This window comes from Streptomyces sp. NPDC048278 (genome assembly GCF_040652195.1).
In the GTDB taxonomy this organism is placed as follows: domain Bacteria; phylum Actinomycetota; class Actinomycetes; order Streptomycetales; family Streptomycetaceae; genus Streptomyces.
Genome location: NZ_JBEZLP010000016.1, coordinates 75,278 through 96,725, shown reverse-complemented (window position 1 = coordinate 96,725; position 21,448 = coordinate 75,278). Strand labels below are relative to the sequence as shown.

The window sequence follows — 21,448 nt, the reverse complement described above, 5'->3', positions numbered from 1 at the left end:
AGCCGGAACGCCGGTCAGAGGCCCAGTGAAGCCCGTGCCGAGCGGTGTTGTCGTCGGGCGCGGAGGATCGCGTCCAGGGAGAGGTAGGGGGCGCCGGCCAGGACCAGGGGCAGCCAGGCCATCAGGTAGGCGAGGTCGTTGCCGTAGTAGTACGGGGAGTTGGCCCAGCTGATGGTCAGCCAGAGGCTGAGGGAGATCAGCGCGCCGCCGAGCGCGGCCAGCCGGGCCAGCAGGCCGAAGAGGGTGCCGAGGCCGACGGCGAGCTCGCCGATGGCGATCGCGGTGCCGAAGCCGACGGGGTTCTTCAGGGCCAGGTCGATCAGGGCCGGGATCGCGGCGGAGTCGCGGACGGCGCGCATGGTGTCGCCGATGGATCCGGAGCCGCCGGATTTGAGGAAGGCGCTGTCGGTCAGTTTGTCCAGGCCGGCGTAGATGAAGGTGACGCCCAGGAAGATCCGCAGGGGAAGGAGGGCGTACCGGGTGGCGGTGTCCCGCAGACTGCGGTCGCCGTCGAGATACGGGGTGTGCGTGTCCGAACGAATGCCGTGAGTCATCGCCAGTAGCCGCCTCTCGCCGCAGTACCCGGGCCCCTCAACAGACCATACGTACGACAACCGCGGTCGGCTCAACCCTCTGCCGGACGTTTTTCCGAATTTCGGCCGGACCTAGACACCCGGAGGGTGGAGAAAGGCGGACAGGAAGGGACACGTCCGGGCCGGGCAGGCCCGCTCACTCGGTCACCTCGACCGTGCACCGGTTGGTCGCCACTCCGGCCGCGGTCACCACCTGGACCTCGACGGAGCCGGGCTCCACGTCGGCGGGGACGGGGACGGTGAGGACGTGGTCCGTGGGGTTGCTGAAGCCGCCGGTGACCGGGACCAGGGGGACGTGGACGTTGACGGCGCCGATGCGGACCACCATGCGGGAGAGGCGGTCGGCGGTCTGGGCGCCGGGCGGGACGAAGCCGGTGCCGCGGATCTCGATGTCGTCGCCCGTGCGGATCGGGGCGTCCAGGTCACCGGCCTCGCGGGCGCGGACCACGGACAGGATCACCGGCCGGCCGCCCTCGGCGTACTTGCCGGCCAGGTAGGTCGCGGCGGAGATCAGGACCACCGTCGCGAGGCCCCACGGCAGGTCGGGGAGCTGGTCGGGGCGGCGGGCGAGCCGTACGGCGGCGAAGAGCAGGGCGACGGCGCTGATGACGACGTACTGGATGTCGGCGAAGGTGCCGCGGCCGGAGTCGTCGGTGAGCAGGTCGGCGGCGCGGGGGCGGTGGGCGCGCACCTTCTGCAGGCGCTGGCCGGCGATGCGCAGGCCGACCACCCGGCGCACCAGCACGGCGATGCCGCAGACCACGGCGAGGACGGTCACCACGCCGGCGCCGCGGGCGAGGTCGAGACCGGCGATGAGGGCGTCGCGGTCGGCGGGAGAGGAGGCGGCGGCCAGGCGGCCGGCCAGGACGAGGACGGCGTAGGCGACGAAGAGGACCCAGGAGGCGGCGACGGTGCGGGAGGTGGACATGCGGTTGTCCTCGCCGATGACGGGGGCGAGCACCCCGCCGCGCGAGCGGTGGAACCAGGAGGCCGCGGTGAGGGTGAGGGCCACGAGGAGGGCGGCGAGCAGTCCGGCGGTGCGGGCGCTGGTCCAGCCGGTGCCGATGGCGGTGAGGGCCTGGGTGAGAAGCATGATCACGACGGCGGCCCAGACGGTGCACGCGGTGCGCAGCCACAGGCGGGCGAGCCAGGCCTCGCCCTCGGCGCGACCGCGTTCGGCGACCACCCCTGCGGACTGGGCGAGTTCCTCGGAGACCCACTGGCGGGAGGCGGAGGCCGAGTGGGCCACCGCCGCGGGCAGCCCCTGCCCGGCCGCGAACTCCTCCCGCTTCAGGAGGAATTCGGCGACCGCCCGCCGGTGTCCCTCCCGTGCCCCGTGCGGGCAGTCACCGCACGCGCAGCCGCCCCCGTGGGCACCCGAACCGGCGCCCTGTCTCGCCTCCTGCACCGCCACGCCCGACGCCTGCCTTCCCCACGCCCGGGGCACGACGCGCAGGGCCCTCCCCGGGGCCGGACGGCGTCGCGCAACTCCCTTGTGTCGAGGACGAATTGTGCCCTACGCCACGCCGTTCGCGTTCAGCGGGCCGGTCACCACGAGTGAAGATACGGCGGACGTGTTGACCCGGCTGCGAGAATTTCCCCATGGCCGAGATCATCCAGCGGGACGGGACCTGGGCCTTCGACGGCAGTACGGTCCGGATCACGCCGGGACGCCACCGGTCCGTTCCGCTGTTCCGGCAGACCTACGGGGAGATCGCGGTACCCCTGGAGGCGGTGGCGGGGGTGGTGTACGAGCCGGAGCGCAGGCGGGGGCGGCTGAGGATGCGGCTGCGCGAGGGGGCGGACCCCTTGTTGCAGGCGACGGGCGGGCGGCTGCCGGAGGCGGCGGATCCGTACCGGCTGGCGGTGGACGGGGACCGGTCGGGGGTGGCCGAGTACGTCGTGGCGGAGATCCGGCAGTCGCTGCTGCTGGACCAGGTCCCGACGGAGCCGGCGGGGACGTACCTGCTGCCGGGGCCGCCGGTTCCGGTGTCGGTGCGGTCCTCGGACGGCACGGTGTCGTTCGACGGTACGCAGGTGCGCATCGACTGGGCCGACACCGCGGACCGGGTCAAGCGGGCCACCGGGCCCCGGATCATCGGCGTCGGCGATCTGGTCCAGGTGGAGTGGCTGCCCAACTCCGGGTTCGAGGACGGCTTCCTGCGGTTCGTGACCCGGGAGACGGTGTTCTCGAAACTGCCGGCCGAGCGCGACCCGTACGCCCTCGACCTGTGGGGCAGTGTCCGCCGCGACCTGCTGACGGCGCTCGTCGCGGCGGCGGTCACGGCCCGGCTGCCGCACCCGTCGACCCGGCCCGGCACGGAGCACACCGACCGGGACCGGCCCCCGGCGACCGTGCCGCACCAGTCCGCCGACCACCACGACGTCCTCCTGCGCAGGCTGCGCGAACTGGGCGAACTGCACCGCGACGGCGTCCTCACCGACGAGGAGTTCACCCGGACAAAGGCAGCCGTACTGCGAAGCTTCTGACCCAGGGGGCAGCAGCGCCCCCGAAGGGGCGCGGGGAACTGCGCGACCAGCCACGACGGCGCCGCAGACGCCAGACGACGGATCGCGGCGCTTCCAGCGGAGCGCCTTGCGGAGCGTCTAGCTCAGCAGATCCGGTTCGCTCCGGCTGATGTCCCGCCACAGGGGCTGGTAGTTGATCCAGGCCACCAGGTCGCCGCCGAGCTGCTCCCGGGTGGCGACCGCGAGCTTGTGGTCGATGAGCAGCGGCCGGCCGGCCGCTTTCGCGGTCAGCTGGACCTGCGCGGACTTCTCCATGGACAGGAACCACCAGGCCGCCGCGTCCACCGAGTCGCCGACGGTCAGCAGCCCGTGGTTGCGCAGCACCAGCGCCTTGCGGGAGCCGAGGGCGGCGGCGATCCGGCGGCCCTCCTCGGCGTCGACGGCCACGCCGGTGTACGCGTCGTAGAGGGCGTGGTCCTCGTAGAAGGCACAGCTCTCCTGGCTGATCGGGTCGAGCAGGTCGCCGAGGGCGGACAGGGCGCGGCCGTGCACGGAGTGGCAGTGGGCGACGGCGACGACGTCGGGGCGGGCCGCGTGCACCTGGGCGTGGACGGTGAAGGCGGCCTGGTTGACGTGGTAGCGGCCCTCGATGACCTGCCCGTCCTGGTTGGCGAGGACGAGGTCGCCGACGGTGACGTGCTTGAACGGCATGCCGAACGGGTTGACCCAGAAGCAGTTCGAGTACTCGGGGTCGCGGGCGGTGATGTGCCCGGAGACACCGTCCTCCAGTCCGGCCCGGCCGAAGATCCGCAGCGCTCCGGTGAGCCGCTCCTTGCGATGCCGGCGTTCGTCGTCGAGCGAGTCGTACATCGGCGGCATCGCGAACTGAAGCTGGTCGGTGGGCAGCGGAAGGGGCGGGGTCGGCCCGTGCATAGGTCCTCCAGCACTGGGTTTGTGTTACGGCCGGAAGTTACCGCCGGTCAGTGCAGGAAAACAGAGCTGTTCTGTAAAGATGACGCGCGCGAGCAGATCGCAACAGAAGTTGTCGGAAATCGACGGCCGGATGACTCGTACGGCACACGCCGAAGAGGTGGCGCCGCCGGAGCCGCGCCACCTCTTCTTCGGGCCTACTCCCACTCGATGGTGCCCGGCGGCTTGGAGGTGACGTCGAGGACGACCCGGTTGACGTCACGGACCTCGTTGGTGATCCGGGTGGAGATCTTCGCGAGGACCTCGTACGGCAGGCGGGACCAGTCGGCCGTCATGGCGTCCTCGGAGGAGACCGGGCGCAGCACGATCGGGTGGCCGTAGGTGCGGCCGTCGCCCTGGACGCCGACACTGCGGACGTCCGCGAGCAGGACCACCGGGCACTGCCAGATGTCACGGTCGAGACCGGCCGCGGTCAGCTCCTCGCGGGCGATCGCGTCGGCGTCGCGGAGCAGGTCGAGACGCTCCTTCGTCACCTCGCCGACGATCCGGATGCCGAGGCCGGGACCCGGGAACGGCTGGCGCTGGACGATCTCCTCCGGCAGGCCGAGCTCCTGGCCGACCATCCGGACCTCGTCCTTGAAGAGCTTGCGGAGCGGCTCGATGAGCTGGAACTCCAGGTCCTCGGGGAGGCCGCCGACGTTGTGGTGGGACTTGATGTTCGCGGTGCCGGTGCCGCCGCCGGACTCGACGACGTCCGGGTAGAGGGTGCCCTGGACCAGGAACTCCACGGCCGGTCCTGCGTCGGCGATGATCTCGGCCTGGGCCTGCTCGAAGACCCGGATGAACTCGCGGCCGATGATCTTCCGCTTCTGCTCGGGGTCCGAGACACCGGCGAGCGCGTCGAGGAAGCGGGCCTCCGCGTCGACGACGACCAGCTTGACGCCGGTCGCGGCCACGAAGTCCTTCTCGACCTGCTCGGTCTCGCCCTTGCGCATCAGACCGTGGTCGACGTAGACGCAGGTCAGCTGGTCACCGATGGCCCGTGCGACGAGGGCCGCGGCCACCGCGGAGTCGACGCCGCCGGACAGGCCGCAGATGGCGCGCCTGTCGCCGACCTGCTCGCGGATCGCGGCGACCTGCTCGTCGATGACGTTGCCGGTGGTCCAGGTGGGCTTGAGGCCCGCGCCCCGGTACAGGAAGTGCTCCAGGACCTGCTGGCCGTGCGTGGAGTGCATGACCTCGGGGTGGTACTGGACGCCGTAGAGCTTCTTCTCGTCGTTCTCGAAGGCGGCGACCGGGACGACGTCCGTGGACGCGCTGACGGTGAAGCCCTCGGGGGCGGCGGAGCAGGCGTCGCCGTGCGACATCCACACGTGCTGCTCGGCGGGGGTGCCCTCGAAGAGGGTGGAGGACGCCTTGGAGACGTGCAGGTCGGTACGGCCGTACTCGCGGGCGCCGGTGTTGTCGACGGTGCCGCCGAGGACCTGGGCCATCAGCTGGAAGCCGTAGCACATGCCGAAGACGGGGACGCCGGCCTCGAAGAGCGCGCGGTCCAGGCGGGGGGCGCCCTCCTCGTACACGGACGAGGGGCCGCCGGAGAGGATGATCGCCGCCGGGTTCTTCGCGAGCATCTCGGCGACCGGCATGGTGCTGGGCACGATCTCGCTGTAGACCCGGGCCTCGCGGACGCGGCGGGCGATGAGCTGGGCGTACTGCGCGCCGAAGTCGACGACCAGGACGGTGTCGGGAGCGGCGGCAGCGGGAGTCGCTGATGACACGGGGTGCCTTCCGGCGGTCGGGCGGGGGTCTGTGGTTACCGATTCTAACGGGGCGGGCGCGGGACACCTCGCCGTAGTGCTGTGGCATACTCGCCCCCATGCTCACGCAGACGACCTTCCTCTTTACCTATGGCGACCGGCCCACCGGCTGCCATGGTCGTGCTGCTTGAGCAACTGACAAGCGACTTCCCCAGGCGCCCCGGGCCGACAAGGTCCGGGGCGCCTGGTGTTTCTCCGGATCCTGCCGCTCCGGGGCACCTCCCTTCAGATGAGGAGCCCCGACATGACCGCCCTCGATGTGACCGGTGCCCGTACCGCCGAGGCCGCCGACGTGATCACCGGTGCGCGGGAGCGCATCGACGCGCTCGACGACCGGATCATCGGTCTGATCCAGGAACGGATGGCCGTCTCCGCCGTCGTCCAGGACGCCCGGATCGCCTCCGGCGGCCGTCGGGTGAACCTCTCCCGGGAGATGGAGATCCTCGGCCACTACAGCTCGGCGCTCGGCAGGCCCGGCACCGCCCTCGCCATGACGCTCCTGGAACTGTGCCGGGGTCGCATCTGAGTCGGGCGGATCTGAGTTCGGGACCCTTCTCACCCGTACGGCGCGTGACCGGCCCGGGAGCCGCTTCGTTGGTGGGGTGTCCGTCCCAGCCAGGGGCGGGCCCGGAAGAACCACGCGTGGCTTCGCTGGGGCGATGAGGCGTACGGAACGTGCCGTGCGCCGTGGGACCTCGCTCCAGTCAAGTGACCGGACGGCAGGGGACAGCAGCCCGGTCACCCAAGAGACGGCCGGCTCCGGGGACGCCCGGGGCCGACCGGCGGAAAATTGCAAAAATGCACAAGGGCTGGGTCAAACGGTTGCGGAGGCCGCGTCCATCCAGCACGATGCGTAGAAGGCTCCCACGGCCTTCGGAGCTCCCAAGTCCCAGTTCAGGCAACGGAATTGCCGTGTGCCGGCCGTCCGCCAAAGGTCGAGACCTGCCGTACGCCCCGAGTGCGCCGGGGCGCCGACCCAGGGCATGGACGGCGGCACAGGGCGCAGAGACCAGCGGCGCAACCCCCCGGCGCCGCTCCCAGGCACCGACGCTGCCCTGACGTCGGTGCTGACGAAAGAAGGGCCCCGCGGCTCCGTTCCGCGGGGCCCTTCGCCTTGCCCCACAAACCCGGGACGACGAAGCCCGGGGCGGCGCAGCCCGAGGCGCCCAGGTCCGGCTGACTAGGTCCGGCTGACCGTGCCGCAGGCCTCCTCCTTGCCGATGTCGCGGCTGCGGTCGTACGGGTCGACGGACGGGCCGGTCGGGGCGGTGGTCCCGGTCGCGGCCCGGGAAGCGAACTCCGGGTGCAGATAGCCGTCGTCGATGCCGCAGACCGAGTTACCGGCGTCCTCGTCGTAGCGGAGCAGCGTCAGGCGGCCGGCCGTGACCTGGTACCGCGTGGGGTCGGGGAGTTCGGCCTCGATGACGCGGCGCACGATCGTCCGGGCGACCTCGGTGGAACCGTCGGTGGCGGCACCGGCGCGGACGACCGGATAGACGAAGGTGTAGTCGGCGTGCACGGCCACGCCCTGGTACTTGCCCTTCGCGAAGGTGATCCGGCCGCGCACCTTGACGACCTTCCCGGCCTGCTTGACGTCCTTCGGGTCGAAGCGGCTGAAGAGGAAGAGCGGGTTGTGGGTCCTGCTGGGGCTGCGCAGCGAGGTCTTGAGGTTGTCGAGCACGCCGGGCTGCTTGGGGTCGAGCACCGAGAGGGCCGCGGCGGGGTTGCCGCCGGCTATGACGTCGGGGTTCAGGCTGCCGTCCACCAGCAGCTTCCTGGTCTGCTGGAGGGCGAGTTCGACGCGGTCCTTCGGGATCGCTCCGAGCGCGGTGGCCTTCGGCAGCACGATGCCGGCCGCGCCGTCGGCCCAGCGCAGCGCCGGGGATCCGGCGAACGGATGGGCGAGCGTCGGGGTGCCGGGGGCGACCGCGGAGGGCGGGGCGGTCGGGGCGGTGGTCTCGTCGGGCAGCGGCGCGGTGGCGGTGTCCGCGCCCGAGGACGAGCCCGAGGACGAGCCGGAGGACGAGCCGAAGGGGTCGCCGGGGATCACGGACGGCCGCATCGCCACGACGGCCACGGCGATCGCCAGCGGGATGCCGACGACCGCCCAGATCCTGCGGCGCCGGGCGGCCCGCCCGTTCATCTCCTGCCAGGCGGGCCCGGTCCGCCATCCCTCGGGCTCCCCCGTGCGCCCCTTGAGCCGCTCGGTCACCTCACGGGCCCGGGCGGAGGGCTCCTTCGGGGCGGACTTGCGGATGTCCCGTTCGGTGTCCTGGAGGAACTGCTCCCACACCTCGTCGGATATGGAGGAGGACGACGGCTCGTCCCCCGACGATTCTTCGGACCGTCTGTCAGACATGGCACTCTCTCGCTCGGCCGTTCGACGGGGGCGAGAATAACCTTGGAATCGGCTGTGTTCATGCCACCCGACATCCCGACGGAACGAGTGACTCAGATCACATGAGGGTTCCGTGAATGCGGAGGCAACCATTCACAGGACTCGCCTGTCACATCTGCGGAACCAGCGGTGACATCCCTCCACCGCAGCTGACGCACGGGGGTCCTCCTCATGAAGCTTCGCCGGGTCATGGCCGCGGCAGCGGTCGCGGCCGTCGTCGCGCCGTTCGCCCTGCTGTCCGCACCGGTCGTCGCGTTCGCGGAGGACTCGCCGTCGACGCCCGCGTCCGAGAGCGCGCCGGGCGGGCCCGGCGACACGGAATCCGCCGCAGCCTCGGACTCCGCCTCCCCCAACGACAGCGACAGCGACAGCGACAGCACGAGTGCCTCGGCCTCCGGGTCCGCCTCGGCCGCCGCCTCCCCCAGCGGCAGCGCGAGCGCGTCGGCGTCGGCGTCCGCCGGGCCCTCCGGATCGGCCGAGCCCAGCGCGAACCCGTCCGACCCGGACGTGCCCTACTGCGAGGACCTCGACCAGAACTTCGGCGACGCCAAGGTGTCCGCCGACATCAAGGGCCTGCCCGGAAAGATCGTCGCGGGCGACGGCTTCCACGGCTTCGAGCTGGTCGTGACGAACGACGCCGAGGCCGACGTGGAGGGCGTCGCCTTCTACGCCGAGATCGAGAACTACGCGCTCGACGAGTCGAAGTACCTCAGCCCGTACGTCGACCTGGAGTTCAAGAACCCCGGCACCGGCTCCTGGGACCGGATCGGCGACGACGACTGGGCCGGCGACTACTTCCTCTACGTCCCGAAGCTGAAGTCGGGCGCGAGCACGTCGGTCGACCTGCGCGTCTCCGTCGACGCCAAGGCACCGGCCGGTGACGCCTACTCCTTCGGCTCCGGTGCCTACCTCGACAAGGTCCAGGGCCTGGACTGCGTCGCCGAGGGCTGGGCCCAGTACGACTTCACGGTCCTCGAGGCGGGCTCGTCCAACCCCGCCCCCGGTACGGCCACGCCGGGCGACGACGGCGGCAGGGACTCCGTGAAGAAGCCGCAGGGCGACGTCTCCGACCTGCCGACCGGCAACCTCGCCGACACCGGCACCAGTTCGGCGCTCCCCGTCATCGGCCTGGTCGGCGGGGTCGCCGTCGTCGTCGGCACCGGTGCGGTGGTCCTGGTACGGCGGCGGAGGACCGGCACGGACTCATAGGCAAGGTCGCGCGGACCGCCGTACGGCGGTCCGCGCACCGATCGAAGAGGGACCTGGGCTCGGAGGGGGGCACAGGTCCCTCTTCGGTGTCCGGCTACTTCTTCGGCGGTACGGCCGGCATCCCGAGGAACGGCAGCCGCAGCGCGCCGAACGCCTCCGCCGGGACCGCCGGGCGGTGCGGCTCGACCGCCGGCAGGCGCCGGTACGGCTCGCCCTGCCGGGGCCGCGGGTCCGCCTCGCCCTTGTTGGGCCAGTACGACATCGCGCGCTCGGCCTGCGCGGTGATGGTGAGGGACGGGTTCACGCCGAGGTTCGCGGAGACGGCCGCACCGTCCACGACCGAGATGCCCGGGTGGCCGTACAGCCGGTGGTACGGGTCGATGACCCCGGTCTCGCGGGAGTCGCCGATCGGGCAGCCACCGAGGAAGTGGGCGGTGAGCGGGGTGCCCATCAGCTCGCCGACGTTGCTGCCGGCGAAGCCGTTGATCTCCTCGGCCAGCACCGTGGCCGCCTCGGAAGCGGCCTTGATCTGCTTGGGGTTGGGGGCGCCGTGGCCCTGCCGGGCGGTGAGCAGGCCCTTGCCGACGCCGTCCTGTTTCAGGTACGTCGTCAGGGAGTTGTCCAGCGACTGCATCACCAGGCCGATGATGGTCCGCTCCGACCAACGCCGGTTGGAGAGCGAGCGCAGCACGAGCAGGGGGTGGCGGGCCGCGTTCGCCAGCCAGCCGAGGACGCGGGAGGAGCCCTCCGCGTACGGCACCTGGAGGATCGACAGGCCGCCCATCGCGTTGGAGCCCTTGCCGTAGCGGACCGGCTCGATGTGCGTGTTCTCGTCCGGGTGGATGGACGAGGTGATCGCGACGCCCCTGGTGAAGTCGGCCTTCGGGGTGCCGTGTGCCCTGCGGTAGCGGCGGTCGTCGGTCTGGGCGCCGACCAGGGCCTCGGAGTTGGTGCGGGTGAGGTCGCCGAGGCGGTCGGAGAGGTAGGGCAGCTGACCGCCGGCCTTCATGCGGTGCAGGAGGGTCTGGGTGCCGTAGGTGCCGGCCGCGACGACGACCCGGCGGGCCTTGAAGACGCGGCCCGCCGCCTTCCGGTCGTCGGTGGGGAGGGTGGCGATCGCGTAGCCGCCCCGGGAGTCGTCGGTGACGGAGACGACGGTGGTCAGGGGGTGCACCTCCGCGCCCGCCTTCTCGGCGAGGTGGAGGTAGTTCTCGTTGAGGGTGTTCTTCGCGCCGTGCCGGCAGCCGGTCATGCACTCGCCGCACTCGGTGCAGGCGTTGCGGGCGGGGCCCGCGCCGCCGAAGTAGGGGTCCGCCACCGGGTCCCCGGGCGACGCCTTCGACTCGCCGTCGGCGTCCTTGCCGTCGCCGAAGAAGACGCCGACCGGGGCGAGGTGGAAGCTGTCGCCGACGCCCATCTTCTCCGCCGCCGCCTTCAGGTGGACGTCGGACGGGGTCATCGTCGGGTTGAGCCGTACGCCGAGCATGCGCTGGGCCTGGTCGTAGTACGGCTTCAACTCCTCCTGCCAGTCGGTGATGTCACGCCACTGGGGGTCGTCGAAGAAGGGCTTCGGCGGGACGTAGAGGGTGTTGGCGTAGTTCAGCGAGCCACCGCCGACGCCGGCGCCTGCCAGGACCATGACGTTGCCGAGGAGGTGGATGCGCTGGATGCCGTAGCAGCCGAGCTGCGGGGCCCAGAGGTAGTTCCTGATGTCCCAGGAGTTCTTGGGGAGGGTCTCGCGGGTGAAGCGGCGGCCGGCTTCCAGGACGCCGACGGTGTAGCCCTTCTCCGTGAGGCGCAGGGCGGTGACGGAGCCGCCGAAGCCTGAGCCGACGACTATGACGTCGTAGTCGTAGGTGTCCTGGGGCACGGGTGCTCCTCGTTGAGTTTCGCGTGCGGGCCGTCAGTGGTTGATCGCGCAGTTCCTCCCCCAGCCTTCGGCCGGGGGGGGACCCCCAGCGCCCCTGGAGGCAGGTCGGTCAGCGCAGCCTCAGTGCCTTCATCACCTTCAGGCTGGTGCTCATGAACTGGGCGTACTTCTCGTCGTCCATGCCCAGTGAGGGGGCCATCGGCAGGAGGCGCTGCTGGGCCACGGTCTGGGCCTCGGTGTACTTGAGGATGCCCTCCGAGCCGTGGCGGCGGCCGAGGCCCGAGTCCTTCATGCCGCCCATCGGGGACTGGACGCTGCCGTAGGCGGGGGCGTAGCCCTCGTTGACGTTGACGGTGCCGGTGCGCAGGCGGGCCGCGACGTCGCGACCGCGGGCCCCGTTCTTCGTCCAGACCGACGAGTTGAGGCCGTAGGGCGTGCCGTTGGCGTGCTCGACGGCCTCGTCCTCGGTCTTGAAGCGGTAGATGGAGACGACCGGGCCGAAGGTCTCCTCGGTGCAGACGGACATCGCGTCCTCGACGCCGTCGAGGATGGTCGGCTCGTAGAAGTAGGGGCCGATGTCGGGGCGGGCGGTGCCGCCGGCGACGACGGTCGCGCCCTTCTCGACGGCCTCGTCGACATGGCGGGTGACCGTCTCCAGCTGCCGTTCGCCGACCAGGGAGCCCATGTCGGCGCCGTAGGCGAGGGAGCGGCCGAGGCGCATGGCCTTGGTGCGGGCGGCGAAGCGCTCCACGAACGCGTCGGCGATCGACTCGTGGACGTAGAGCCGCTCGATGGAGATGCAGAGCTGCCCGGCGGAGGAGAAGCAGGCGCGGACCGCGCCGGCGGCTGCCTTCTCGATGTCGGCGTCGTCGAGGACGAGCATGGCGTTCTTGCCGCCGAGTTCGAGGGAGACGCCGACCAGGCGGGCGGCGGCGCCCTGGGCGACCTCGCGTCCGGTGCGGGTGGAGCCGGTGAAGGAGACGTAGTCGGCGTGCCGGACGACCTCGGGGCCGACGACCGGGCCCTCGCCGAGCACGACCTGGAAGACGTCGGCCGGCAGCCCCGCCTCGATGAGGAGGTCGCGGGCCCACAGGGCGGTCAGGCAGGTCTCGGTGTCCGGCTTCATGACGACCGCGTTGCCCGCGGCGAAGGCGGGGAGCGCGTCGCCGACGGAGAGTTCGAGGGGGTAGTTCCAGGGGGCGATCTGGCCGACCACGCCCCGCGGGTGGCGGAGCTCGGTCACCTTGGTGAGGGTGGGCATGGCGCCCGCGTGCCGCTTGGGGCGGAGGTAGGCGGGGGCCTTGCGGCCGTAGTGCCGGGCGGCGACGGCGACGGCCTGCACCTCCTCGTGGGCGTGCAGGCGGGCCTTGCCGGTCTCCAGCTGGATGAGGTCGAGGACCTCGGCCTGGCGGGCCAGGACCAGGTCGTGGAAGCGGAGCAGGACCGCGGCGCGCTGCCGTACCGGCACCTTCGCCCACACGGCCTGCGCGGCGCGGGCCGCGTCGAAGGCCTTGGCCACGTCCTCGGGGGTGGACTCGGGCAGGTCGGCCAGCTTCTCGCCGGTGAAGGGCGTGTGGTTGGCCGTACGGCCGGAGCCGACGACACCCTTGGTGAGCTGGGCGACCAGCTCGGGCGTGACCACGTCGGCGGCGGTTCGGGCCCCTGCGGGGGCGGGGGCGAGCGGGTTCGTGCCGGTGGGGGCCGGTGCGTGGGCCGGGGCCTGCGAGTCCGTCATGAGCCGCAGGGTATTCGGGAGCGGGGCCTTTGGGTACCCGTGGGTAACCCGGTTTCACCGACCGCACACACACCGCCAGTGATCACTGGCAGAGAACGTGCTGATCAGCGCCTCGGGCGGGGACGATCAGCCGCGTTCCGGTTTTTTGGCGAGGAGCAGGCCGAGGGCGGCGAGCGGGGTGAGGCGGCGGGGTTCGGGGGCCGGGGAAGGCGGCGCGGGGGCCAGGGCCGGGGCCGGGGGCGGGGGTGGCGCGGGGGCGGGTTCGGTCACCCACCGCGGAAGGGGCGCTCCGGCGGCTTCGGCGAGCGCCTCGGCGGCCTGCTGGGCCGTCGGCCGGGATTCCGGTTCCGGGGCGAGGAGCCCGTCGAGAAGCGGGCCCAGGGCGTCCTGCGTGTCGCCGCCGGTGGCGGCGCGGAGCAGCGCGCCCAGGGACCACAGGTCGGAGGCGGGACCCGCCCCGCGCCCCGCACCGCACTCCGGGGCGTCGAAGGGGCCGGAGCCCTGTCCCCCGCCGATGCCGAAGTCGGTGACGACGACGCGGTCGCCGTCGGCCGCGAGGAGGACGTTGGACGGCTTCAGGTCACGGTGGACGATGCCGACGCAGTGCGCGGCGTGCAGGGCGCCGAGAACGGCGAGCCCGATCCGGGCGGCCTCGGCGGTCGGCAGGGGTCCCCGGGCGGCGAGGGCGTCGTGCAGGGTCTGCCCCTCCACCAACTCCATGACGACCCAGGGGAGTTCGTCGTCGATGAGCACGTCGTGGATGGCGACGGCGGCCGGGTGGTCGACGCGGGCGGCGGCCCGGGCCTCGTGCAGCAGACGGTGGGCGGCGCGCTGCCGTTCCTCGCCCTCCGGCTCACCGGCCAGGCCGGGCTCCTTGACGGCGACGTCCTTCCCGTCCTGCTCGTCCCGGGCCCGCCACACGGTCCCGGCCGGCCCGGACCCGATGCGCTCGGCAAGCCGGTAACGCCCACCGATCAGACGTCCCTCGACCGGCTGTTCGCCGTCTTCACTCATGGCACATGAGTACCTTGCCCACCATGCCGTTGTCGAAGCGGCGCGGTCAGCGGCCGTGGCGGCCTGCCCCCATCCCGTGGAGCCGAGCCGACCGACGCCGGAAGTGGCGCCACCCGAAACCAGCGGAGGCCCACCAGCCCTCGGCTGATGGGCCTCCCGGCCAGGCCCCGTCAGAACCGCGACGGGACAACGGAATCACTTTCGGTCTCTGTACCCTTCGACCTGATCAGCGATTTCCTCCAGAGCTTCCGCCCCGATGGCGTGTTCCAGGGAGTCACCCACGAATTCACGGGCGCGAGCCAACCGCACGGGAAGGCCGTATCCCACCACATACTCAAGGAGTATGCGGGGATCTCCTCCCGCCCCGATACGCGACAGCACCCGGTCGAGGGAGACTACGTACTCCTCCAGATCACGAAACAGTTCGGTGAACCCTGCCAGTTCCACAGGGATGCTCCGATTCATGTCTGTCACCTTTTCACCCGAATGTTTTCGACCGGAAGATCACCGTCTGCCACCCATTCGGTGATACCCATCGTCGAATTGTATCTGGAGCTGACCCGGCCGGCCGGAACATCGAATTCCAGGACGTGATTTCCCCGGCCGCGACCGATCCCCAGCGTGGACTCGGCATCACGGGGACTCATCGGCTTCCCCTTTGCCGGAACGAGAAAGACCTTGTTCTGGTCACTCGCCCTGATGACCTTGCTCTGGACGATTCCCGCCTTACCCCGCGAATTCGTGTAATGCCGCATCCGAATCATCTCTTCGGGGGCGTCGTCGCCGGCCGAAGGACAGTTGTGGACGAGGACCGGAGTCGACTCCGCCAGCACGTAGTACGTGTGCAGTGCGCTGACGGTGAGGTTGTGGACCGTCGCAGTCAGGGCCGTCCAGCGCTTCACCGCGGTGATCTGGACGCGGCTTCCCGCACTGGTGGCCAGCCACTCACCGGAGTGGAGATCGGTGGCGTCGATCCACTCGCCCAGTTCCGGTACCCAGAAGGGGTGGTTCTCGGTGGCCGTGACCGAGGCGGTCCTGCCGTCCTTCTTGCCGTGGATGTCGACGGTGACCTTGACGAGGTGCTTGACGCCGACACCCTTGATCTCGGCGGTGACCTTCTCCGATCTGGTCTTCCCGGTCTCCGGATCCGTGGCCAGTACCTCGTCGCCGATCTTCACGTCCTCGATGGCCTTGGACGTACCGTCCGCCATCAGCACTCTGGTGCCGGGCGTGAAGCTGTTGGCCTTCTTCCCCACACAGGACTCGGCGGCCTCCGCCAGCCGGTCTGCTTCCTTTCTGCTCTTGCGCCAGTCCTTGAAGGACTTCAGGAGGTCCTTGCCGAGGCCGTAGATGCGTTTGCCGAGGGATGCGGCCTTGTCCCAGCGGAAGAGGTACTTCTTGGCGAGCTTGGCCAGGGGGCCGCCGCCGAGGAAGGAGCCGACGACGTTGAGGGCCGTGTTGCCGCAGGCGCCCAGGTTGCCGGTGGTGAAGCAGTCGAGGGCGTCGGTGATGCCCAGCTCGTCCATCGCGATCTTGCCGAGTTCCTTGGCGACCGCGATCGCGCGCTGCTTGGCGGAGTCCTCCTTCGCTCTGGCGTCGTCCGCCTTCGCCTGGGCCGGCGTATAGGTCGTACCGCCTCCGGTGCCGCTGCCCGAGCCGCCGTTGTCGCGGGTGCCGACCGCGCCGCGGTGGGTGGAGGGGCCGGGGCCGCACTCGTTCCAGCCGCCGACGCAGTCGGCGAGGCGCAGGCCCGAGGCGTCGTTGTAGGAGATCGGGCTGTTGTTGGCGTACGCGTACCCGTTGATCTGCTGCGGGTCGGTGTAGTCGACCACCGGGTCCGCGGAGATGAAGCGGCCGGTGTCGGAGTCGTACTCGCGGGCGCCGAGTGTGGTCAGGCCCGTGGATTTCTGGACGGTGCCGCCGACGAAGCCCTTGTCGTTGACCCAGCCGGACGAGGACGACGTGGAGTCGTCGCGGGCGTTGCCGAACGCGTCCATGCGGCGGCGGGTCGTCGAACCCGTCTTCGCGTCGACCGACAGCTGCGCGGTGCCCTGGTTGTCCGAGGCGAGGAAGTGGACGCCGTCCGCCTCCCGCATCGCGACCGTGGTGCCGGCGAAGCTGTAGTAACGGGTCGCCGTGACCTTGGCCGTGGACTTGTCGTAGTGGAGTTCGGTGCCGGGGAGGTAGAACGTCTTCTCGGTGGGGGTGTCCCGGAGGATCCGGGCGCCCGACGCGTCGTACTTGTACGTCGTCACCGAGGCGTCGGCGTTCGTGACCGTCGTCAGCTCGCCCTGCTTGTCCCAGGCCAGCGACTGGGTGTCGCCGTCCAGGACGCGGGTCTTCGTGTTGCCCGTGGCGTCGTAGGTGTAGGTGTTCTGGGAGGTGACGGCGGGCGTGGTGCTGGTCGCGTCCGTCTTCTCGGTCACCGAGGAGACCGTGTGGGCGCCGGAGGCGGAGCCGTTCGGGCCGGAGCCCGTCTCGCCGTACTTGTACGTGCGCGACGAGGTCGCGGCGCCGTTCAGGCCGTGGCGCACCTCGGTGGTGCGGTTGCCGATGGTGTCGTAGCCGTAGTCGGTCCAGTACGGGGTGACTCCCCCGACCGTCGTCGGCGACGCTCCCGACGTGCAGGACGCGTCCGCCGGGCCCGTGCCCTTCGCGTCGTTCGACGCGACCGACGACGTCCACGCCGACGAGACGCGGCCCAGGCCGTCGTACGAGAAGCACTGGACGTCGCTCGTGCCGCCCGTCGGGGTGTCGGCGATGGAGAGGATGTCACCGGCGGCGTCGTAGGTGTAGTTCGCGTCGTAGGCCACGCTCGACGCGCCCTGGACGTCCACCCGCGAGTTGGTCAGGCGGTCGGTGCCCGCCTCGTAGGCGTTGGTGATCCACGTCTTCTTCGCCGTGGACTCACCCGTGTACAGCTCCAGCTGCTCCAGGTTCGACGTCGGCGAGTACGACGCGTCCGTGACGTAACTCAGGCCGCCCAGCGAGGTGTTGAGACCGGTCGGGCGCTGGAGGTCGTCGTAGACGTATCCGACCGCCTCGGCGGACAGGCCGCCGGTCGCGGGCAGGCCCTGGCTCTGGAGCGTGCCGTCGTCGTTGTACTGGGCCGTGAACTCGTACGTCCCGCCCAGCTGCGGCTCGGCCGTCTTGGAGAGGTAGTACTTGGTGGAGACGGGCGCGTAGTCGTTGTCGGGGTCCAGGGTCGGGTAGGTCACCGACGAGTAGACCGCGCCGTCCTTGTAGGTGTAGACGCCGTACAGCTCGCCCTTGTAGACCGTGTCGTACTTGGAGACGGAGAGTTTGGTGCCGGTGGTGGCCTCGCCCTGCCAGGTGGAGACGGCGCGGCCCAGTTCGTCGTAGACCGTCGACGTCTTGTCGCCGTTCACCGTGACGGAGGTCTGGCGGTCCAGGGCGTCGTAGGTGTACGAGGACGAGCCGGTGTCGGGGTCGACGGCCGTCTTCTTACGACCCAGCTGGTCGTACGCATAGGTCCACTTGTTGTTCTTGTCGTCGGTGACGGCCGTCAGCCGGCCCGCGTCGTCGTGGCCGTACGACGTGGTGACCGCGGCGCCGTCCGTCGGGTACTGGATCTGGGTCGTGGTGTTGTCCCGGCCGTCCGTCACCACCGTCGTCTTCACGCCGCCCTTGGGCGGGGTGGTCGTGACGCGGTCGCCGCCGTAGGCGTACGTGGTGCGGTACTGCTCCGTGCCCTGGACCTGGAAGACCGAGGCCGTGGTGCGGCCCGCGCCGTCGTACTGGGTGACGGTCTGCGCGTCGAGGTCGGCGTTGACCGGGTCGAAGAGCGTCGAGGACGGGGAACCGGTGGTGAAGTAGGTGTCGTTGACCTTCACCACCCGGCCGGAGCCGTCGTAGAGCGTGTCGGCGACCATCCGGCCGCCCTCGCCCTCCGTCTGGTCCTGGCGGGGCCTGAGCCAGCCGTCGTAGAGCGACCACTCGCTGCCGTACGACGTACCGTCGTTCTCGATCTTCTGGGTGTGCACGGCGGCCGGGCCGTCGGCGCCGCGGATCAGGTACTCGTACTTGATGGACGGGGTGAAGTTGCCCGCCTTGGGGCGGTCCTGGAGCCAGACCGAGACCAGGCGGCCGAGGCCGTCGTAGGCGAGGTCGGTGCGCAGGCCGTTCAGGTCGGTCTTGGCGGTCGGCCGGCCCCAGGCCGGGGCGTACTCCGTGGACGTCGTCCAGCCGTCGATGTTGGTGACCGTCGCCTTGGTCGCCAGGCCGTAGGTGTCCGTGTAGGCGGTGGAGGACGTGTACTGCGTCGACGACGACGCCGTCTCCGCGTCCTTCACCACCAGCGGGCGGCCGTAGGCGTCGTACGTCGTCACGGCGGTCGTCTGGTACGTGGCCGTGGTGCCGTCGTGGGCCGACAGACGCTTGGTCGTGGTGGGGTCGCCCTTGGTGGGGGCGGCGCCCAGCGTCGTCGAACCGTCGTAGTAGGTCAGGTCGTCGGAGATGACGTCCTTGGAGCGGTCGGGAGTGGACGCGCAGTCGACGCCGACCTTCTCGACCCGCGAGACCGTCGTGTAGATGTGCGCGCTCGCGCTGTCCGCGTACTCGGTGCGGGTGCACTGGTTGTCGGCGACGCCGACCTCGCCGTCGTCGTCGACCGTCTTCTCACGGCCGGTCGCGTCGTCGTAGGTCGTGGTCGACCTGGTGTGCCGCCAGCCGCCCACCGCGAGCGCGGTGTAGGTGTCGGTGGAACCCGTCGCCACGTAACGGGCCTTGTACGTCGCCCAGTCCCGGGTCTCCGTCGCGGTCACCGCGGTCCACGGCACGGTCACCGACTTCTCGGTGACGTCGTCGCCGTTGTAGGTGAGCGTCTCCAGCTCCTGGCCGGCCTTCCAGTCGGAGTCGTCGTAGGAGACGCCGTCGGAATCGGTGACGGTCGCGGAGCGGGTGGTGCCGTTCTTGTCGACGTCGCCGTCGAGACCGCGGAAGAAGACGTGCTCGGTACGGGTGTTGGCGGCGGAGTTGGTGCCGTCGGAGGTGACGACCCGGACCCGGCCGTAGCCGCGCCAGTCGCTCCAGGTGCGGTCCTCGGACTTGGTGATGCCGTCGGCCGGGGTCTTCCGCCAGCCCGCGTCACCGAGGTAGGTGTACGAGGTGACCTGGTCTGCGTTGCCGCCGGTGAGGTCGGTCTGGACGACGGAGGCGACCACGTACTTGTGGAACCAGTCCGTGATCGGCTCGGTGGCGCCCGGCGGGCTCCACTTCACCGGGAAGCAGCGCTTGACGGAGGAGTCCTCCGCGGGGACGTTGCCCGTCGTGCACTGGTTGGCGGCGTAGTTGACGCCGAGCACGCCGCCCGACTCGTTCTGCACCCCGGAGAGGCGGAACCGGTAGAAGGGCTGGATGTTGTCGCCGGTCTCGTCGACGCGGTTGGGCAGCTGGGTGCCGTACAGCTGGACGGACGGGACCGAGGCGTCGGTGCCGACCTTGCCGGTGTGGTCGATCCTGCTGAGCCACAGCGACCTGGAGCCGTCGCCGTTGTCGGTGAAGTCGTGGGCGAGGCTCCACGCGTCGACCGGGGTGTACGTCGCGTCACCCGTACGGATCTGGGTGGTGATCTTCGTGAGCTTCTTGCGGGTCCAGAAGGTCGGCGAGTTCTGGCCGGGGCACTTGGTGTCGGCCTTGCAGTTCTGGTCCCAGGGGAGGTCCGGCCAGTCGGCGGCCGTGGTGTCCTTGAGGGCGTCGGCGGAGCAGTCGGTCAGCGAGCCGACGCAGCGCTCCGCGGTGCTGAAGACGACCTGGGCGGCGGGCTTCGTGGAGTACACCGAGCCGTCGCGCTGGCCGTAGTCGATGCGCTTGAGGTAGCCGCCGCGGACGTAGGCCTTGCCGTTCTCGGTGGTCTTCAGGCCCTGCGTGTAGTAGTTCGTCTCCGTGCCGTAGAAGTACGACATGGCGTTGCCGTGCGGGTCGACGACGTAGTCGAGGTTCCAGCGCCAGGCCTGGGTGCAGTAGGCGTCGGCGAACGTGGAGTTGTAGCAGGGCTCGTCGGCGTCGTCGCCGTAGACCGGGACGGTCCAGGTGGAGTTGGTCTCCTCGTTGCCGCCGGCGTAGCCGGTGAGGCGGTTGAGGCCGAAGTAGTACTGGGTGCCGTCGCCGGTGGTGATCTTCCAGTACTCGCCGTTGTTGTCGCCGTTGGTGGCGCCGGTCAGGTGCTCGACCTTGGAGTTGTCGTCGGAGCCGATCCGCCACTCGCCGGTCTTGTCGTCCTTGACCAGCCGGCCCGAACTGCCGCCCGTCAGCGACAGCGTGGCGTTGTCGAACGCCCAGCACTCGTCGCCGTTGGCGTCGTCGTGGCCGTCGTCGGCGCAGGCCTTGTAGCTGCGCTCGATGTAACCGGGGTCGTAGGAGAAGCCCTGGCCGATCCACGAGCCCTGGTTGTTGGTGGTCGCCGTCTGGCCGTCGATGGACTGCGAGTTGTAGCTCAGGCCGACGGTCGGCTGCATGCCGCCGGGGACCGGCGGGACGTCCATCGGGTAGGACCAGGTGAACGCGCCCGAACTGGCGTCGACGCCCCACTGCGAGGACTGCGCGAGGCCGGTCGCCTTGTAGTCGCCGCCGTCGCCGCCGCTGCTCGCGGTGGCCGCGACGACCGTGGCGGAGGACGCGGCCGAGGAGCTGGCCGAGTCCGCTTCGAGGAGCTGGGTGCCCGGGCCGGAGGAGTCCGCGGCGGCCTGCACGGTCGCGGTCAGCGTCTGCTTCGCCGCGTCGTTCGCCGTCTTCAGGTAGGTCGGCGTCGAGCAGGCCTTCTTCTGCGGGGTCGTCAGCACGCACGCGGGGTACGTGGCCAGCCGCAGCCGGGAGCCGTAGGAGCCGCCGAAGGCGTCGGCGAAGTCCGCGTAGTCCAGGGAGACCCGGGCCGGACCCGCCGCCGTGGCGCCGTCGGTGCGGGCGACGGTGAACAGCACGCCGTCCACGCCGGCCGCCTCGGTGGCCTTGCGGCCGAGGACCCGGACGCGCACGGAGTCGGCGCCCTTGGCTCCGCCGGCCGCCTTGGCGGTCAGCGGCAGGCCCTCGGCCCTGACCGCCTTCGCGCCGAGGTCGACCTCGGCGCTGCCCGCCGCGGGCCAGTGGGCCCTGGCCGTCTTGCGGACCGCGGCCTTCCCGGCCTGGTCGGTCTTCCTGAGGGTCTTGGCGGTGGCGTTCCTGCCGCGCACCGGCTTGTCGAGGTCGGTCTGCGTCTCGGGCCGGGTGACACCGCTGCCGGAGGCGGTGGCCGTGGGGGCGTACTGCGGGAGCAGTCCTATGGACAGCGCCAGTCCGAGGACTACCGCGGCCCTTCTGCGACCGCTCCGCCAGGCCGGTCGTGGCGACCGGAACCAGGCAGGCGAGGACATCGACTCTCCTAATCGGTAGAGATGGACATGCGGAGACGGGCGGGCG

13 protein-coding genes are annotated in these 21,448 nt (G+C 70.9%); 3 read left to right on the top strand and 10 right to left on the bottom strand.

Annotated features, from left to right (window positions below; all coding sequences use genetic code 11):
* Window positions 1-14: 14 nt before the first annotated feature.
* Window positions 15-554 carry a DoxX family protein gene (locus AB0D74_RS26775; RefSeq protein ID WP_362591987.1) on the bottom strand — a complete coding sequence of 180 codons (540 nt, stop codon included), beginning with the start codon at window positions 552-554 and terminating at the stop codon, window positions 15-17.
* Between the two features lie 175 nt (window positions 555-729).
* Window positions 730-2,007, bottom strand: a complete 1,278-nt coding sequence (locus tag AB0D74_RS26770) for a hypothetical protein (RefSeq protein ID WP_362591984.1) — start codon at window positions 2,005-2,007, stop codon at window positions 730-732.
* Between the two features lie 188 nt (window positions 2,008-2,195).
* Between AB0D74_RS26770 and AB0D74_RS26765 the strand changes: the two genes are divergently transcribed.
* Window positions 2,196-3,083 carry a DUF4429 domain-containing protein gene (locus tag AB0D74_RS26765; protein WP_362591981.1) on the top strand — a complete coding sequence of 296 codons (888 nt, stop codon included), beginning with the start codon at window positions 2,196-2,198 and terminating at the stop codon, window positions 3,081-3,083.
* Between the two features lie 117 nt (window positions 3,084-3,200).
* On the opposite strand, the gene AB0D74_RS26760 is transcribed toward AB0D74_RS26765, so the two are convergent.
* Both AB0D74_RS26760 and guaA read right to left on the bottom strand, forming a co-directional pair.
* Window positions 3,201-3,995, bottom strand: a complete 795-nt coding sequence (locus AB0D74_RS26760) for a class II aldolase/adducin family protein (RefSeq protein ID WP_362591978.1) — start codon at window positions 3,993-3,995, stop codon at window positions 3,201-3,203.
* A 194-nt stretch (window positions 3,996-4,189) separates the two neighbouring features.
* Window positions 4,190-5,770 (bottom strand): glutamine-hydrolyzing GMP synthase, encoded by a 1,581-nt coding sequence (gene guaA / locus AB0D74_RS26755; RefSeq protein ID WP_362591975.1) that lies wholly within the window; start codon window positions 5,768-5,770, stop codon window positions 4,190-4,192.
* A 283-nt stretch (window positions 5,771-6,053) separates the two neighbouring features.
* On the opposite strand from guaA, the gene AB0D74_RS26750 reads away from it, so the two are divergent.
* Window positions 6,054-6,335: a chorismate mutase gene (locus AB0D74_RS26750; protein ID WP_362591972.1), complete on the top strand. Its 282-nt coding sequence runs from the start codon at window positions 6,054-6,056 to the stop codon at window positions 6,333-6,335.
* 654 nt (window positions 6,336-6,989) lie between these two features.
* Here AB0D74_RS26750 and AB0D74_RS26745 read toward each other — a convergent pair.
* Window positions 6,990-8,168, bottom strand: a complete 1,179-nt coding sequence (locus AB0D74_RS26745) for a hypothetical protein (protein WP_362591969.1) — start codon at window positions 8,166-8,168, stop codon at window positions 6,990-6,992.
* Window positions 8,169-8,378: 210 nt separating this feature from the next.
* Between AB0D74_RS26745 and AB0D74_RS26740 the strand changes: the two genes are divergently transcribed.
* Window positions 8,379-9,416 (top strand): cell wall protein, encoded by a 1,038-nt coding sequence (locus AB0D74_RS26740; protein WP_362591966.1) that lies wholly within the window; start codon window positions 8,379-8,381, stop codon window positions 9,414-9,416.
* A 94-nt stretch (window positions 9,417-9,510) separates the two neighbouring features.
* On the opposite strand, the gene AB0D74_RS26735 is transcribed toward AB0D74_RS26740, so the two are convergent.
* From AB0D74_RS26735 to AB0D74_RS26715, 5 genes are all read right to left on the bottom strand, one after another.
* Window positions 9,511-11,286, bottom strand: a complete 1,776-nt coding sequence (locus tag AB0D74_RS26735; RefSeq protein ID WP_362591963.1) for a GMC family oxidoreductase — start codon at window positions 11,284-11,286, stop codon at window positions 9,511-9,513.
* A gap of 109 nt (window positions 11,287-11,395) precedes the next feature.
* Window positions 11,396-13,021 (bottom strand): succinic semialdehyde dehydrogenase, encoded by a 1,626-nt coding sequence (locus AB0D74_RS26730; RefSeq protein WP_362591960.1) that lies wholly within the window; start codon window positions 13,019-13,021, stop codon window positions 11,396-11,398.
* A gap of 126 nt (window positions 13,022-13,147) precedes the next feature.
* Window positions 13,148-14,035 (bottom strand): serine/threonine-protein kinase, encoded by an 888-nt coding sequence (locus tag AB0D74_RS26725; RefSeq protein ID WP_362591957.1) that lies wholly within the window; start codon window positions 14,033-14,035, stop codon window positions 13,148-13,150.
* A 195-nt stretch (window positions 14,036-14,230) separates the two neighbouring features.
* On the bottom strand, window positions 14,231-14,500 hold the full coding sequence (locus tag AB0D74_RS26720) for a hypothetical protein (protein WP_362591954.1): 270 nt from the start codon (window positions 14,498-14,500) through the stop codon (window positions 14,231-14,233).
* Window positions 14,501-14,505: 5 nt separating this feature from the next.
* Window positions 14,506-21,402 (bottom strand): HYD1 signature containing ADP-ribosyltransferase family protein, encoded by a 6,897-nt coding sequence (locus AB0D74_RS26715; protein ID WP_362591951.1) that lies wholly within the window; start codon window positions 21,400-21,402, stop codon window positions 14,506-14,508.
* Between the last annotated feature and the right edge of the window lie 46 nt (window positions 21,403-21,448).